This window comes from Pseudoduganella sp. (assembly GCF_041914865.1).
Lineage (GTDB): Bacteria > Pseudomonadota > Gammaproteobacteria > Burkholderiales > Burkholderiaceae_D > Rugamonas.
Genome location: NZ_JAYSCO010000003.1, coordinates 115,325 through 131,683 on the forward strand (window position 1 = coordinate 115,325; position 16,359 = coordinate 131,683).

Genomic DNA, 16,359 nt, shown 5'->3' on the forward strand with positions numbered 1-16,359 from the left:
GACGCTTACTGGCCGGTCTTTTCGCGCACCCGCAGCGTGGCGCGGAATTCTGGCGCCTGGGGCGAGCCGATGAACATATCCTGGCCGAGCGCGCCCACCACCGTGTAGTCGTCGACCTGCTTGCCGCCATGGGTCACCAGGGCGCGCACCTGCACCTGCTCGCCCTGCGGCGTGACTACCATGCGGGTGCGCCATTCATCGGCGCCTTTGCCCATGGCGATTTCGGCGGTGTCGCCGGACTTCACCAGGACGGTCGGGCTGCTGCCCTGCATGTTCAGGTTCACGAAGTAGTACTTGTCCGACGCCGCGCCGGCTTGCGCCGCCCAGGCGGCTACGCTGCAGGCAGCCATCAGCAGGCCAGCGGCCAATTGCCCGGCCTTGCGGCGGGTCGGCGACACAGTCGATTTCAGGTTCACAATTCTCTCCTTGAGTGGATGGTTAGCCTGCCACTGGCAGGCCAGGGGAATGCCTTGCGCCGACAGCTGGGTTTTCAGCAGGGCGCGGGCATAGGTGGCGGCTTGGCCGTTGCGGCGCAAGACGGTTTCGTCGCAAGCGAGTTCCTGGTCGAGCCGGAAACGCGCAGCGGCCATGTGTACCAGCGGATTGCACCAGGCCAGGCATTGCAGGGCGGCGCAGGCGGCATTGGCCCACAGGTCGCCGCGCCGGGCGTGGATACGCTCGTGGTCCAGCACCAGGCGCCGCTCCGCTTTGCTGTAGCTGTGGCGGAAGTCGGCCGGCAGCACCACGGCCGGGCGCCATACGCCCACCAGCACCGGGCCGCTGCCCGCCGCGCCGCTGCGCCTGACGCGCGCACCGCTTGCCGCCGGGGCGCAGCGCAGCTGGCGCAGGTAGCGCCACTGCTGCCACGCCAGGCCCGCCGCCATCGCCAGCACGCCGGCCAGCCAGAGCGCGCCGATCCAGCTGCTCCAGGGACGCGCCACGCTGATGGCGCCCGCTTGCGCCGCCTGCAGCGCGGCCGGCAGCGCGGGCAAGTCCGCCGCCAGCCGCACGGGGCCGGCGCCATGCGGCAGCACGGCTGCCAGCATGCTGGCCGGGACCAGGGCCCAGGCGGCGTAGGCCGCCGCCGCACCGCACCAGCGGCACAGCGGCCGGCGCAACAGCAGCATCAGGACGATCGCGAAGGCATTCGCCAGCAGGACGCGCAGCAGCAGCTCACTTGCCATCTTCCATATCCTCGATCAGGCGTTTCAGTTCGGCGATGTCGGACTTGCTCAGCTTGCGCTGGCGGCTGAAGTGGGCGACCAGCGGCGCCACCTTGCCGTTGAACATGCGGTCGAGGAAGCCCTTGCTTTCGCTGGCCAGCCACTGCTCGCGTTTGAGCAGCGGCGCATACAGGTAGCGCCGGCCGTCCTTGACGGCGCTGATGGCGCCTTTATTCAGCAGACGGTTGAGCAGGGTCTTGACGGTGGCGGCCTGCCATTGCTGCTCGGCCAGCGCGCTGCAGATTTCGTCCGCGCCCTGCGGGTGCTGCTGCCACAGCACCTGCATGACCAGCGCTTCGGCTTCGCTGATGTGGATGTCCATAATCATTTACATGTGTAATCGTTGGTTCATGATTACACCTGTAATCGATCATGTCAAGCATATGTCAAGGGAGTTCGCGGCTGCTGTGCGGGTCGATGACGTAGGGGTAGTGCGCGTCGAGGAAGCCCGACTGCGCGCGTATGCGCTCGATCCAGCGGCACACATGCGGGAACTCGCGCAACGGCAACCCGGCTTCGTCGGCGCGGTGGGTGTAGGCAAACAACGACATATCGGCGATGGTGTACATGTCGCCGGCGATGAACGGTCGTTTGGCCAGCTCCCGGTCCATGATGCGCAGCGCGCGCAGGCCGCCGGCGCGCCGCATCTCCACCAGTGCCGGCGGGCGGCGCGCCAGCTTGCCAGTCATGCGCCAATGGCGCAGCGAGGCGATGTTGAGCACGTAGTCCTGCTCGAACGACATCCATTGCTGCACCACCGCCGCAGCGTAGGGATCGGCCGGCAGGTAGGGCGTGCCGCTGGCCAGGTAGGTCAGGATCGCGTTCGACTCCGCCAGCACGCGCCCATCCTCCAGCCGCAGCGCCGGCACCGCGCCGGTCGGGTTGATGGCCAGGTACTCGGCGCTCTGGCCTTCGCCTTCGAAGATGCTGACCAATTCGGTGCGGTAGGGCAGGCCAAGATGCGACAGCAGCAGGCGGACTTTGTAAGCGTTCTGGGATGGCAGGTAATCAAAAAGCGTCAACATGGTGTAACTCCTCCTAAAGCCAGATTGGACCATCCAGCGAATTTCGCTACACTCTGCTTCTTGCTTTCAAATTGAGAGGACTGGACCCATGCACTTCCGCCGCACCCTCCTGGCCGCCGCCGCCCTGGCCGCTATTGCCGCCGGCGCCAACGCCGGCACCATGATCGAAAACGCCAACGGCTACACGCTGGACGCCAAGGGCCGGCTGCTGCAGTTCCAGGCGCTGGCCTTCGACGACCAGGGCAAGCTGGTGGCGGTCGGCAGCGCGCAGGCGGTGGCGGCCAAGGCCAAGGGCTTCAAGCGCGTGGACGTGCAGGGCAAGACCGTGCTGCCAGGCCTGATCGACGCCCACGGCCACGTGTTCGGCCTGGGCGAAGTGGCCACCAGCGCCGACCTGTACTCGCCAGCCTCGCTGCAGGCGGCGCAGGCATCCATCGCCAGGTTCGCGCAGGCCAACCCGCAGCGCAAATGGGTGATCGGCAAAGGCTGGAACCAGGAGATCTGGAAGCTGGGCCGCTTCCCGACCGTAGCCGAACTGGACGCGGTGGTCAGCGACCGCCCGGCCGCCATGGAACGCATCGACGGCCACGCCATGTGGGTCAACAGCAAGGCGCTGGAAGCGGCCGGCATCACCAAGGACACCAAAGACCCTGAGGGCGGCAAGATCGAGCGCGATGCGCAGGGCAACGCCACCGGCATCCTGGTCGACACTGCGATGGATTACGTCTACAAGATCCTGCCCAAGCCGACCGAGGCCGAAGCGCGCGCCATGCTGGACGGCGCATTGGGCATCCTGTCCAGCGTCGGCCTGACCAGCGTGCACGACGCCGGCATCGACGTCGGCTCCGACCGCCTGTTCCGCGAATACGCAGACCAGGGCAAGCTGACCACCCGCGTGTACGCCATGATCGGCGACGTGGGCGCCGACTTCGACCAGCTGTCCAAGGCCGGGCCGCTGAAAAGCTATGGCGGCGACCGCTATGCGCTGTCGGCCGTCAAGCTGTATTCCGACGGCGCGCTGGGCAGCCGCGGCGCCGCCCTGGTGCACCCGTACAGCGACGCCCCGCACACGCGCGGCCTGCTGTTCAACAGCGACGCCGCCATCGGCGCCAAGATCGAGAAAGCGATGAAGGCCGGCTACCAGGTCAACGTGCACGCCATCGGCGACGCCGGCAACAAACAGATCCTCGACAGCTTCGAGAAGCTGGGCAAGCAATACCCGCTGGCGCCGCGCCGCCACCGCATTGAGCACGCGCAGGTGGTGCAGCTGGGCGATATCCCGCGCTTCAAGCAACTGGCCATCGTGCCATCGATGCAGCCGACCCACGCCACCTCCGACCAGAACATGGCCGAGCAGCGCGTCGGCCCGCAGCGCATCAAAGGCGCCTACGCCTGGCACACCTTCCTCAAGCAAGGCAGCCGAATCGCCTGCGGCTCGGACTTCCCGATTGAATCGCCCAACCCGCTGCAAGGCATCCACGCCGCCGTCACGCGGCAGGACATGCAGAACGTCCCGGCGGGCGGCTGGTACAAAGAGCAAGCCATGACGCTGACCGAAGCGTTCCGCTGCTTCACCCTGGACGCCGCCTGGGCCGCGCACCAGGAGCACGCCGTCGGCACGCTGGAGAAAGGCAAATGGGCCGACTTCATCATTACCGACCGCGACCTGTTCAAGGTGCCGGCTGAAGAGATCGGCAAGATCGGCGTGCTGGAAACCTGGGTCGGCGGCAAACAAGTTTTCCGCAAGTAAATTCGGGGTCAGGTCTGACAATCGGACAAATCTTGCGCGCAGCGCAAGATTTGTCCTGCACGTCGTTATAAAAAAGCGGACGGGAACCTCTTGAGAAAACAATAGGTTACTAGGCGTCTGCCTAACTGTACTTCAAGCGATTTCGTTAAAGTTGGAGCGAAAACTAGCAAACTCACGTCTAGTAATTATGCTCTCTTTAGAGCGGAGATGATTTGCAACCACGGATGGGAGAGTGTCATACGGAGCGAGCTATGCTTGTTGGCTCTGCTATCGGCTCGTTGGCAGCGAAAAAGTTACATTAAGTGAGTTTCTGAACGGGGAAAATCAGTTAGTCTTTGAGAAATTCTTCCGTGCAAATAACATGCTAATTAAGAAACTTATTGCTAAGAATTATAAGAAGTTCGGCAGCAAATTCTTTGAGTTCAACGACGACGTAAATATTCTGGTTGGCGACAACGCGATGGGCAAAAGTTCCATCTTGGAGGCCATCGAATTGGCGACCAATTGTGCGTTTCGAGGGAAGACACTCACGTTGGAAACAGCGCTAGAGTTGATGAACGCGCAGGCAGCCGCGACTTACTTGGCAGGTGACCTAAAGTATACGACCCTGCCAGAAATGCTCATCGAAATATATTTGGAGGGTGTTCCGGAGTATAGGGGTATTAACAACTCGCTCACCGAGGATGCACAGGGTGTTTCGCTTAGAGTCGCTTTTGACATGGATCTCTTGGCGAAATACGACGAATTGATCAAGACTCCTCAAAATGTCCGCTCCGTGCCGATTGAGTTCTACAAAATTGAGTGGCATGATTTTGCTGGAAATCAGGTTAAATCGCTCACACGCAAGACGAACTCGTTGCTGATCGACCCGTCGCGCCTGCATCCCACCTACGGGAAGAACCAGTACATCACCGCCTTATTGGCTGCGGCCTTGAGCAAGGAAGAGCTGGCTCACCTTAACCTCGACTACAGGCAGCTGAAGCACCTGTTTGATGATCAGCAACATGTCACCCAGATCAATAAGGACCTGGGCGACGACAAGACGATCACCAATGGAACACTGAAAATTATCGCCGACATTGCCGCCAGCCGTGGAGTGGAGGCATCACTGCAGTTGGCTGTTGACGATGTGGCCTTTCCGATGGTTGGCAAGGGGGAGCAAAGCCAGATCCAGATCAAGCTCGCAATCCAAAACAAAGCGAAGTCCGTGAACTTCATTTTGCTTGAAGAGCCGGAGAACCATCTATCGCACATGAACCTGACGCGCTTGATTAGCTATATCGAAAAGAACAGGAATGGTCTCCAAGTCTTTATCAGCACGCACAGTTCCTATGTCCTCAACAAGTTGAGCATCGCCAAGCTGTGCTTGGTCGGCTCGGACTATATCCGCCTCAAGGATATCGACCCGGCCATTGCGGTCAAAATCAAGCGGCTACCAGGCTATGACACTTTGCGAGCCGTGCTGGCGAACAAGGTCATCCTCGTCGAAGGTCCATCGGATGAGCTGATCCTTAAGAAATTCTACATCGACAAACACAAATGCTTGCCCGAAGACGATGGCATCGAAATCATTGTTGTGCGAGGCCTTGGCTTCGACACTTACCTGGAAATTCTGAAGCGGATTGGTGTGCGCACTAATGTCCTAAAGGACAATGACGGCGATTACAAGGCGAACATCGAGGCCTATCAAGACAAGTACAAAGCCTACGCGCATCTCCAACTCCTCTCTCCTAATGATGACACGTTGTACTCCCTGGAGCCGGCGCTGATAGCAGAGCACAATAAAACCGTTGCAAGCCTGGACTCCTTCGCAGAGCTGATTCTGTCGCTGCAAACCTACAACAAATACAAGGAGCAGCCTGACCTGGCGGCAAAGACCCAGTTCCTCCGCGATTGGTTCGGCGGTGAGGCCGGCAACGGGAAGAAAAAAGTTGATTCGGCTATGCGAATCTTTGACTCCAAGGATGCGATTAACTACCCGGCCTATCTCGTCGGAGCTTTCGATTTTGCCTAACGTTTTTGTGTTCGCCGGCGCAGGCACCGGTAAGACGGAACGCATCGTGAACGAATCGATCGGCAGGGTCGCCGGCAAGGAGCGCATCCTTGTCCTCACGTATACCGAGAACAATCAGAAAGAAGTGAGCAATCGTTTTGTGTTGAAGCACCGCGGCGCGCACCCGGCCTTCACGGTCAAAGGCTTGCTTACGTTTTATCTGGAAGAAATCATTCGCCCCTATCAGCGCGCAATCTTTCCGAAGCGGATTGAAGGATTTATCCTTAATGAATCTGATCCGCATAAGCGGAACGGAAGAAATATCGCCGGTCGCTCAGAGAAGCTAGCCAATGGGGGATTCAATCCCTTGTACTATCTGACTCCGTGCCGGACCAAAGCGCATTCCGCACTTCTTGCCAAGTTCGCCTGCGCAGTGATCAAAGAAACCGGCGGGGCACCAATCCGACGCCTTGCAGAAATTTACGATAGCCTGTACTTCGACGAATGCCAAGACATGGTGGGATGGGATTTCGAAGTCCTGTCGCTGCTCGCTAAGAGCAAACAGTTTTCTATCACTTGTGTCGGAGATTTCCGGCAAACCATATACGAAACTGCCAACACCACCAAAAAACCTGGTACCGGCCCCGAGAAGGTCGCCTACTTGGAAAAGCTCAAGTTCGTTCGCGAAGAGATGAACGAGTCACATCGTTCCATTCAAGAAATTTGCGACTACGCCGGCCGTCTGCATGCGGCAGAAGGTTATCCATCCTTGGTGTCCAAGGTCGTTGCACCTGATGAATATGGAATGCACCAAGGGGTCTTGATTGTGAGGGAAAGCGATGCGCCATCGTATCTCGCGCTTTATCAGCCCGTGATCCTGCGTCACAGCATCAAATCGGGCACGGAATACGACGGCCTGGCGTTACGGCGTATGACGTTCGGGAAATCAAAAGGTCTCGGCTTCCCACGTACGGCGATCATACCAACCAGACCGCACTTGCAATTTCTTCAAGGCGATCCGAACGCATTTGGGAATGGCAAAACTGAGGAAGCACGCAATAAATTCTATGTGGCGCTGACTCGGGCGAAATACAGTGTCGCCTTTATCGTTCCCGATGCGATCGCAGGAGAATGCGATCTTCCTGTTTGGCCTCGACCTTAGATTGCATGAGTGGCGAGTTCAAGAAAATTCTTATAGAGAGTGATTTTTCAATGCGGACTACAGATCGACTACAAGTTATGCCAACGTATGAGGAGCTCCTTGCCCATCTCAACGCTCCCGACGCCTTGACACAACAATCGAAGGCACAAAAAGTATTTTACGGGATTTATCTTTCGGCTTGGTTCGTAGTAATTACGATTTGGGCCATGATCTTTCTCAAAGCTGATGTCTCGCTCAATGTTGCATACCTTGGTCTCGGAGCAGTTGTAGTTGCATCTGTTTGCTGGATAGTAGATCTGGCGTTTAGTGTGCTGAAGCATCGTGACATCTTTCTGAATCCTGCACGAGTGCTCACGCGAGAGTTGGATGCGGAGCATTCTCGAGAGCGTCTATTGGCAAGGCAACTAGCTCACTTCGATAATGCTGTGCTGACTGCGAGGCTTAATCGATTCGAGTCGCAACTTCAAGTCCATGAACGCTGGATGGACATTACACGGCTGGTTGGACTGTTGGGCCCAGCCCTATTTCTTACGACGAAGTACATGGGCTGGGATGATGCAGTTCAAAACACTCTTCAGTGGATCGGTGGAGCATTCTTTGCAGGAGCAATAATGGGTGCGTTACTTTTACGATCTGGCTTACGGAAGATGCATCGTATTGCCTTTGTACTTCGAACGGCCAGCGAAATGTGCAGTAAAAACAATACTCGTCGTTCGGTTGGTGCGAACCGTGTACGTTGATTTTCGGTAGTACCTAGCACGCCCCCAATAGAATCGTAGACAAAGACAAACTCTCGTGATGAAGACGCATCCCTACGTGATTGCAATAAAGTTTGGTTTGCCTAGCTGCTTGGCGCTTTACCTCTTGAGCCAAGCTCAAATTCGTTCAGCTGCTCATGTGTGGAACCGCAACCTGTATATGGCGCTGCTGGCCTTTGCATTCCTAGCCACGGCGTGGGGTACATATACAAGATTCCGTGCTTTGCAGCGTTTGAAAGGAACTGAACACAAGCGCGTTGCCGCAACATTGAAGTTCCGTGGCGAACTTGCTGCGACCGTGGCGCTAATGACGTTTGCAATCCCGTATTATCAGGTGGGCCTTGATTTGGATAGAAAGGCTGTCGGGCCACGCACCGACGTCATGCTTGAAGTAAGTCGGATTATAAAGGCTGAACTAACGCCAATATTCTGCACATCCAAACCCGGCAAGAAAGAGAATTGCGACATTGTAAATGAAAGTCTTGAGCAAATCGCAACCGCCCTCGTCGCGAAGGACGAAACGGCCATTTCTACGGCTGTTAGGGCAGCGACCTTTCATTTGGAGAATACACTGGACATTGTCGAGGATACCTCGCAGGGACGGAATGTGCAGCGCGCGATGTTGCTGCTCAAGTCCCTGGACTTATCTGCTGAAGGCATGACTCTGTTACTGCGTGCTCTTCCACTAATAACCCTTATTTCGGCGCTTTTTGCGGTGTCGCGAAAAGTCGCGGTTGCATGGGACGACCACGTTCGACAAATGGCGGAGGACAAACCACGGATGTACGTTAATTCGTAGACGTTAGACTAACGTTCAGGTTGACGAAATTTGGAACTCTTTTCCACCCAAGCCATAATTCGCGAATACCGTGCAAGACTCAATCTGTGTAATCGCCATTACGTATCGCCTATACGACGAGCATAGTCCAACCTAATCTAGCGTGCAGGCGGTGATGATGAGAAAAGTCAAAATGGATACCCTATAATCGTCGTTCATGGATAAAAACGATATTGTCGCTAGCGCGCAGGTCCCTGGGTGGCCTGCAGTATATGTAATTGGCTCATTTGATGACCGAATTACATTCTTCTCTCAGCAGGTCCGCGGGTTTAGCTTGGCTTACGCATTGAAGGAATTGAACCTTCTGGAAGATGCCCGGCAAGTTGCAGTCATTGGCGCGGGTGCGGCAGGGTTGTCGCTTGCTTCCGGCTTAGCACTTCTGATACCGGATTTATGCATCGACGTATTCGAACGCGAGGAGTTCCCACTCCACCTCCAGCGTGGATGCGTAAAGCGCAATTTACATCCGCATATCTACGATTGGCCACACGACATTTCTAAGAACTTAGATGCGGGGCTTCCTTACCTCGATTGGGTGGCTGGATCTGCTGATGCAGTTTCAAGAAAAGTTCTAGAGCAATTCGAAATTCTAAAGACGCACTTTGGTGGACGGTTAAACTTCGCCGCCTTACAGGAAGTGCGCAAGATCGCTAGTGCGGGTGCTTCCGATTACGTGGTCACTTCTTACAACACGCAGACCAAAAAGCGTCGGCAGAAAACATTTAACGCAGTCTTCCTCACGATCGGGTTCGGTGGCGAAAACGTTTTGAAGGGTGCTGATTCTCAATCCTATTGGTCCGACCGAGGGACACCTGACTCTCCTCGCTATTCAAACGACGAAACCAATTTTTTGATTTCGGGTTCGGGAGATGGCGCGCTCATTGATCTTTGTGCGTCTGCAATCCAAGATTTTGATCATAGTTGGCTTATCGATACAGTGACAAACTGGCCGGGACTCGATGGCCTAAAATCCATCCTGTTGAATATCGACGCCGAGGCAGAGAAGCATGGCAAAGACTTCGATTTTAGGAGCGCATATGATGCCCGACTAAAGCGCGAGTTGGCGAAGACGGGCCTCATAGATGAAGTCGCAATGAGGCTTAGGAAGCGCGCAAACATCTACTTTAATACGCAGCGGCCACGGCCACTGGAACAGCCTACAGCCACGCTGAATAGATTCTTAGCCTACATTGTCTTGTCTGCTGCAGAGAGCACTGGGAAGCCGATTCAGCACGTTGTCGGAACATTGACTGCAGCTAGAGGAAAATGCGGTGTGTATCGTGTGAACGGCGCTTCGATCTGTGCCAGTCAGCTTTTTGTTCGTCACGGTGCTGCAAAGCTTAAAGCGTTCAAATTCTTTGAACTCATCAGTCAGGCCTATCAGGAATCACACAGCAAGTGGTTGGATGCGGAGCCATCGCGGCGCAGACCTCCAAGGCTATTAGATGAGGTCAAACGAGCAATTGATAATTCGCTGAAGGTGCACCGAGTCCCGATTTCGCTAAATACAACCGTAAACGCCGGACTGATACAAGCTAACTGGACGATTGCTCAAGCTCTGGCTGCCAATGCGGCTTGGCTCAACCAAGCGTTTTGTAACCGAACGCAAGCCTCGATATTCTTACGTCAGCCACTTTGTCCTGGCGACCCGAGCGGACCAGTAGCACCTAGGGATAGGGATGAACTAAGAGAACAAGTAATCTATGCCGTGCGTACGTTAGAGGCCGGCCATTTCATTGCACTTACGGGGCTGGAAGGAAATGGAAAATCTTGGATCGCCGCGCAAACTTGGATGTCTTTGAGTCCAAAGCCGCTGACACTATTCATCACAGCAGAAATCATTGGCGCAATGGGCTCCGACCTCAAAGGATTCCTGGCCAGTCAATTCGCCGAACAGACAGGATATCCTGGCAATGCCGAACACGTTAAGTATTGGACGAACCTGCTGCAAGAATGGACGGCTGAAAAGAGAACAGTTGCGCCTGGCTTGCTGGTTGTTTTGGACGGGCTGAACCAGCGTCAACGTGAGGATTGGGCGAAGCATATTGATTGGGTATGTAGTGAATTAGCGACCTTCGGTGGAAAGCTCATCGTCACGACACGTGACCACTTCTTTACGGCGCACGTTAAACCAAAGATAGTGTCCAAATGTGTGAAGATCCCAGTACCTCAGTGGTCACCGGAGGAGCGGAACGAAATTCTTGCTGAGCGAGGTATCGACGCAGCCCAACTACAAGGACCTGTAGCAGAAGCACTAAGGAACCCGCGATTATTAGGAATCGCATTGTCCCTGTTAAGCGAACAACAGCTACGCGATTTGGAAGAGCTAAGCGTATCTCGCCTATTGTTTGAACATATCTCTGTTAGTCAACGAGACAACTTTGGCGATGGCAGCCCATTTGAGTTTCGCCAGCGTTTAAGTAGGTGTGCGACAGAGGTTATAGCTCGGCTAACTCAGAGGGAGCTGGATGACTTCGCCCTCTTTGACGGCGGACTAAAAGCTGTAATTGACGGCCGATATTTGATCCCAGTCCAAGGGGAGCCTTGTCGCTATGCCGTCAGCGATGATGGACTGGTTCTAGCGCTTGGATTCGCAATTGTTCAGGCCCTGCTCAAGGCTCTTCGGAACAATAGAGATTTGGTTGAGGCGCTTTCCGTACTCACTGAACCAATTGCCGAATTAGACAAGACGCCCGAGGCAGTGTTGGCAGCGCTTACGATCGCTTGCGTGGACGGTGAGATTCCGACTGAAGTTGGCTCGGTACTCCTCGGTGAGTTCGCATCCATGCAAAACCCTGATGAGCGATCGTTTGGACCTTTTTCAGCGCTGGTACGGGACCGGCCGAGTGTTTTCCTAGGCGTCGCCGAAAACTTGGCTCTGCAGCAGTTTAGACCCATCAATTACGATTGGATCAGGGAAGCCCTTCATTTCGCGAAAGCAGACGCCAAGACTTGGAGCGATATTGCTCAGATGATTAAACGATGGCTGAGCTATTTTCCAAGCGGGATCGAGCACAAAGTTCAGCTTGGTGGACTTGCAGATCACGAAGTTGCCGCTCAACGCACAAAACTTGCTCAGGAGCTGGTATCAAAGATTGAGAATCTTGAAGTCCCGGAGCGGGCGATCTACGAGAAACTCGTTCAAACCGCGGCGAAAGAGATATCCGGTCTCAGCCAGCTGGCGATTGAACTTCTGGCGGGAAAGCCGCTTCAGCAGTTCTCGGATGCACTCGTTCAGTGGAGCTTTGGAGTAAGTCTGAACGGAAGCTACGCATCGCCGACGAAGGAATTTACCCAACTCCTTTGCTTTAATCCGCACGACTGGGCCGAAACACGCAGCGCACTTCTACAGTCCATGGCTTCGCTACGCACCAGTTGCCTTTCGAAAATTGGCAAATGGACGCAAGTAACGATACTAAGAGCTACGGGTGACGTGATCGATGCAAAGCATGCTGAAACACTATACGACGAGTTAGTACCGGACAAACCGCCATTCGGGAAGTGGCGCTTGGTTGAGCGCTATTGCTCAACTGACCCATGCGACCCAGTTCAGAGTGAGCCTCTGAACGTCGCGCAAACGGTAGCTGCCTATGCTCAAATTGATGTCTCGAAAGTGTCAACGATGATGGGGAAAGGTGAAGCCGACTTCTTCTTTGATGCAGCGCGAGCTGCAGTCGCAAGATACGCTCCTGAGGTGGCAATAGATCGGCAGCGCAGCCTGGCAAGTAACGTTCTTGATCGCACGGGCTTGCCTCTTCGCCAGGGCATTGTGAACCTCTTAGATAACGCGTCTTTAATCACTAACGAGCAGGCTATTGCGTTCGCTTCCAGGTTGCAAGGCGGGGACGACGACAAGAGAATACTGAGCTCACTGGGCGGCGATGAGGCGATATGGACAATTTTCCATATGGAGGTGATCTTCCCGATGTTAAATGCCGATACCCAGTTTGCGCTCCTTTCGGCACGTTGGGCGACCAACAAGATGTCTGACCGCTTATTAGAAATGATTAAGCCCATGGACAGTGCGATGTTTGAGGAACAGTTGGATGCTGCGATGTTGGAAGAAAGTAGTGACGCACTGACGGTTGTGCTTCTTTTTTCTCCATTCAATGAGTCCCCTCTTTCCGTCAGGACCAGAAACAGGCTTCCTTCGCTACTCTCTAATACGAGCGTATGGGTTCGAGCGTTCACTATGCGGATGATTGCACTATCCCGCGACACAGAGTCGCTGCGCGCAGCTGTAGAAAACGTTGCAGCTGAAAACCACGGATCTAGTTGGGTAGATCGGCTAGAGCTCCGCTATACCTCCGCAGTCATGTGTGCTGCTGCTATCCGGGGTATTCGAAACTGGCGGTTTTTAGCCTCTCGACTGGAATTCGTGCATCTTTGCGAGCTGGCCTCGCACCTTGGTTCCGATGTCGCCAGTTTCGCATCCGACGTTCTAAATCGCGTAATTTCACGAGGTCTCGAACTGAAGCTGGAGTCGAGTAACCTTGAAGTCAACGTCCGCCAGGAATACGAACTAGGGCTCCAGCCGCAATCAGTGAGTCTAAGCTTACGGGAAAAACCTGCGGAGGATTCTGATGAGGCGTTTTACCGCGCTTTGAAGGAGCCGGACGACTTTGATGAGAAACAAAACTCCCTGATTGACGCATACAGCCACATGTGCGAGTCGCTCGATAGTCAGAATGCGAGCGACTTCTTGGAGCAATTTTCCTTGAATTCTCTTGCCTCGGTAGTTCCAGCCAATCTTACGACCGCAAAACGCTGGGCAAAACTGTTTACCGACCCCTCAAATAGAGAGAAGCTCGCGCCACTACGAAACGTAGGGCTCCTCATCGCTCGCGAGCTTGCTGCGCACGAACCAACGATTGCACGAGAGCTATTCAGAACGCTGGAGCCGATTCGACCGCTGGTCAACGTAACTTTCGGCCACGAGAATCTTGATCTAGCTGCGATATCTGTTTGGTCAGCAAAGGATTCAGGAACGCTTGACCCCGACCGTGCCGAACGGCTGGAAGGCGCGAAAAACAATGACGAGTTGGTTCGCGAAGTTTGGGCCGCCCTATGGGGCGGGAGAGAGGAAACGCTGCGCAGGTACATTGATGCCCAATTCCGATCGCAACACCCAGCAATTCAAGCACGGGGTATTTTCATTTCTGGTCTCATGAACCAAAACGATTACAGCGATCAGGTACTGCGTAGGTTCAGTGATGTACCAGGCCTCTTGGGCCGCACGGCGTCGGACGCGCTTGAGTTTTATCAACGGAATTTATGGGCACAGCATTGGTATGACTTAATGCGTAACGCCGCCAATCCTGAAGAGTTTTGGCGGGCAGGTGTGCTATTCCTCAAGGTGACGGATGGCCGTATCGCTCTATTAAAGCATTCAACCTCACCATCTGATGTCTATAATTTGCACTGGCGAGGCTTCGAGCGTCAGTTGAGTAATCGGTTCAAGCGAGTGCAAGACAAACGTCGGAAGAAGTTGTTCGCTGATGATGTGCCGTCTTCAACATTCTTGATTCGTCAGTAAGTGCGAATTTCCTTGATCAGGCGGCCCGCATTGGTCAGCTTGTACTCCAGCTCCACGTATCTGGGCCGTGTACAATTTTCATACTCGCTCTAGCCGAAGGATAAGAATGGAAATCAAGTGTGCGTGGTGGAACACGAGTTTAGCGCCCACCAAAGATGATAAGCGTGCCTCAGTTGCAGATCAAAAAGTGGCACGTGATCTGATCGAGGAATTGCTCCAAGCTCGCAACGTGGATTTGCTTGGTATGTGCGAGGTTTCATTGGCTCAGATAGAGTTACTGGCCGAGGTTTTCGAGCCACTGGGATTTGGTGTCGCCAATGGAGTTGAACAAATCAATCAGTCAAAGACGGACACATGCTTGCTGTTTAACAAGTCCAAGTTCGAATTGGGAAAATCTGTCAATATTCGAGTCACGTTTCGCGATAGCATCCATAAAATTGCACAGCGTGTCGAACTCAAGAATCTACTAGACAATTCAATTGTCACAGTTTTCTTGTCTCATTGGGCCGGAGTACGTATGAAAGGCAAGGGCACTCCAGAGCGGGCAACGCTCGGCAACCACTTGCGCGCACAAGTCGATAGCATTTTTGAAGTGGATTCAAAGGCAAAGATCATCTTAATGGGCGATTATAATGATGAGCCTTTTGACACGCCGTTGGCCTACGAGTTATCAGCGACTCGAGATCGATTGCATGCCGCCAGTAAGACGAAGAGAATTTACAACCCCTTCTGGCATCGAATAGGCAGTGACAGGATTGATAATGGAACGTCGTTGCCGAACCTCTACGGCACCTACTTCTATCACCGCGACAAAATTGATCGGTGGCGCACTTTCGATCAGATCATGGTCTCGACATCGCTGCTTGATTCGAAAGGCTGGGCTTTGGACGAAGCATCCGTTGAAATTCTCAACATCCCTTCATTCACGCCGCACGTCCTCGATAAGAAACGTCACTTTGACCACTTTCCCGTCGAGATAACCATAAAGAGAGCCGTACGATGAGTAAATTTGCTGGTGCAGTGCGAGCGGGTATGAATTCGGCTGATATCGCCAAATGGAACCGTCACCAAATTAAAGAGACGTTGCAGTCTCTTGCTGCTGCTGTAGAAGCAGCTACTGAAGGCAAGGTCACAGTCAGACTGCGTTCTGGCGGCGACGCTTTCGCAGAGGATGGGCTTCAAGCATTTGCGTCTTTCGTGTTGGCACGGAAGGTATATGACACTCTAATCCTCGAGGAAAAGAAGGCGGGGGCTCGTAGGAAAATTCAGATTGCGCGGTTCCAGCAAAGTGCATCAGGGTTTCCATGCACTCTTGCCGTGTCGAATGACGAGTACATTTGTAACGACATCGAGTCGTTAGAGCGTGTACTTTCCAAAATAATGCAAGCGACAGCGGTTGGACTTTCTATTTCAGAACTCCAAAGTAACAACCTCCCTACTGCTGCTCAAGGACGTATTTCACATGCTACAGGTCATGTGGGGGAGCGAACGATTGAGGGAGTCGTAGCGCTTAAGTCTCCACCAGGAATAGTGAAAGAGGAGCCATTCGGCAGTAAAGTTATTCGTGAGGTATCCGGAGGTCCAGTACATTTCAGAGGCACCTCGGCCATGCGCGCTGAACCAGTGGTTTTCAGGGCGGGGACCATTGCAACGGTAGGATCCGATGCCAAGCCTGCAGTGAGTAAGGCTGCTGCCAAGCCAGCCGCCAAGCCAGCTGCGAAGAAGTCCGCGGCCAAGCCGGCCGCTAAGCCAGCTGCGAAGAAGGCCGCGGCCAAGCCGGCCGCTAAGCCAGCTGCGAAGAAGGCCGCGGCCAAGCCGGCCGCTAAGCCAGCTGCGAAGAAGGCCGCGGCCAAGCTGGCCGCTAAGCCAGCTGCGAAGAAGGCCGCGGCCAAGCCGGCCGCCAAGCCAGCTGCGAAGAAGGCCGCGGCCAAGCCGGCCGCCAAGCCAGCTGCGAAAAAGGCCGCGGCAAAGTCGGCCGCAAAGCCAGCTGCGAAGAAGATCGCAGCAAAGGTGGCCGCCAAGCCAGCTGCGAAGAAGGCCGCAGCAAAGGTGGCCGCCAAGCCAGCTGCGAAGA

The 16,359-nt window shown here is 54.9% G+C and carries 11 protein-coding genes; 8 read left to right on the plus strand and 3 right to left on the minus strand.

Going from position 1 to position 16,359, the window contains the following annotated elements:
* Window positions 1–5: 5 nt before the first annotated feature.
* The 3 genes from ACE3TQ_RS02495 to ACE3TQ_RS02505 all read right to left on the minus strand — a co-directional run bounded on the left by ACE3TQ_RS02495 (window position 6) and on the right by ACE3TQ_RS02505 (window position 2,248).
* On the minus strand, window positions 6–1,184 hold the full coding sequence (locus ACE3TQ_RS02495; protein ID WP_374580343.1) for a M56 family metallopeptidase: 1,179 nt from the start codon (window positions 1,182–1,184) through the stop codon (window positions 6–8).
* Entirely contained in the window at window positions 1,174–1,545 is a 372-nt protein-coding gene (locus ACE3TQ_RS02500) for a BlaI/MecI/CopY family transcriptional regulator (protein WP_374580344.1), read from the minus strand. Before ACE3TQ_RS02500 ends, ACE3TQ_RS02495 begins: the two co-directional genes overlap by 11 nt.
* Window positions 1,546–1,609: 64 nt before the next feature.
* A complete protein-coding gene (locus ACE3TQ_RS02505; RefSeq protein WP_374580345.1) occupies window positions 1,610–2,248 on the minus strand; it encodes a glutathione S-transferase family protein in 639 nt (212 codons plus the stop codon).
* A gap of 88 nt (window positions 2,249–2,336) precedes the next feature.
* On the opposite strand from ACE3TQ_RS02505, the gene ACE3TQ_RS02510 reads away from it, so the two are divergent.
* The 8 genes from ACE3TQ_RS02510 to ACE3TQ_RS02545 form a co-directional block, all read left to right on the plus strand.
* A complete protein-coding gene (locus ACE3TQ_RS02510) occupies window positions 2,337–3,998 on the plus strand; it encodes an amidohydrolase (RefSeq protein ID WP_374580346.1) in 1,662 nt (553 codons plus the stop codon).
* Between the two features lie 361 nt (window positions 3,999–4,359).
* Window positions 4,360–6,012 carry an ATP-dependent endonuclease gene (locus tag ACE3TQ_RS02515; protein WP_374580347.1) on the plus strand — a complete coding sequence of 551 codons (1,653 nt, stop codon included), beginning with the start codon at window positions 4,360–4,362 and terminating at the stop codon, window positions 6,010–6,012.
* Window positions 5,963–7,153 carry a UvrD-helicase domain-containing protein gene (locus ACE3TQ_RS02520; protein WP_374580348.1) on the plus strand — a complete coding sequence of 397 codons (1,191 nt, stop codon included), beginning with the start codon at window positions 5,963–5,965 and terminating at the stop codon, window positions 7,151–7,153. The genes ACE3TQ_RS02515 and ACE3TQ_RS02520 overlap by 50 nt, the downstream gene beginning before the upstream one ends.
* A 5-nt stretch (window positions 7,154–7,158) precedes the next feature.
* On the plus strand, window positions 7,159–7,893 hold the full coding sequence (locus ACE3TQ_RS02525) for a hypothetical protein (RefSeq protein ID WP_374580349.1): 735 nt from the start codon (window positions 7,159–7,161) through the stop codon (window positions 7,891–7,893).
* A 58-nt stretch (window positions 7,894–7,951) separates the two neighbouring features.
* Window positions 7,952–8,710: a hypothetical protein gene (locus ACE3TQ_RS02530; RefSeq protein WP_374580350.1), complete on the plus strand. Its 759-nt coding sequence runs from the start codon at window positions 7,952–7,954 to the stop codon at window positions 8,708–8,710.
* A gap of 196 nt (window positions 8,711–8,906) precedes the next feature.
* Entirely contained in the window at window positions 8,907–14,285 is a 5,379-nt protein-coding gene (locus ACE3TQ_RS02535; RefSeq protein WP_374580351.1) for a hypothetical protein, read from the plus strand.
* Window positions 14,286–14,391: 106 nt separating this feature from the next.
* Window positions 14,392–15,288, plus strand: coding sequence for an endonuclease/exonuclease/phosphatase family protein (locus tag ACE3TQ_RS02540; RefSeq protein ID WP_374580352.1), 897 nt, complete (start codon window positions 14,392–14,394; stop codon window positions 15,286–15,288).
* The coding region (locus ACE3TQ_RS02545) for a hypothetical protein (protein WP_374580353.1) at window positions 15,285–16,359 on the plus strand (1,075 nt) is incomplete at its 3' end. The genes ACE3TQ_RS02540 and ACE3TQ_RS02545, both read left to right, overlap by 4 nt.

Bases quoted from the DNA above. Each gene is read 5' to 3' on its own strand.
- ACE3TQ_RS02495 (WP_374580343.1), bottom strand. From the start codon at position 1,184: ATGGCAAGTGAGCTGCTGCTGCGCGTCCTGCTGGCGAATGCCTTCGCG.
- ACE3TQ_RS02500 (WP_374580344.1), bottom strand. From the start codon at position 1,545: ATGGACATCCACATCAGCGAAGCCGAAGCGCTGGTCATGCAGGTGCTG.
- ACE3TQ_RS02505 (WP_374580345.1), bottom strand. From the start codon at position 2,248: ATGTTGACGCTTTTTGATTACCTGCCATCCCAGAACGCTTACAAAGTC.
- ACE3TQ_RS02510 (WP_374580346.1), top strand. From the start codon at position 2,337: ATGCACTTCCGCCGCACCCTCCTGGCCGCCGCCGCCCTGGCCGCTATT.
- ACE3TQ_RS02515 (WP_374580347.1), top strand. From the start codon at position 4,360: ATGCTAATTAAGAAACTTATTGCTAAGAATTATAAGAAGTTCGGCAGC.
- ACE3TQ_RS02520 (WP_374580348.1), top strand. From the start codon at position 5,963: ATGCGATTAACTACCCGGCCTATCTCGTCGGAGCTTTCGATTTTGCCT.
- ACE3TQ_RS02525 (WP_374580349.1), top strand. From the start codon at position 7,159: ATGAGTGGCGAGTTCAAGAAAATTCTTATAGAGAGTGATTTTTCAATG.
- ACE3TQ_RS02530 (WP_374580350.1), top strand. From the start codon at position 7,952: ATGAAGACGCATCCCTACGTGATTGCAATAAAGTTTGGTTTGCCTAGC.
- ACE3TQ_RS02535 (WP_374580351.1), top strand. From the start codon at position 8,907: ATGGATAAAAACGATATTGTCGCTAGCGCGCAGGTCCCTGGGTGGCCT.
- ACE3TQ_RS02540 (WP_374580352.1), top strand. From the start codon at position 14,392: ATGGAAATCAAGTGTGCGTGGTGGAACACGAGTTTAGCGCCCACCAAA.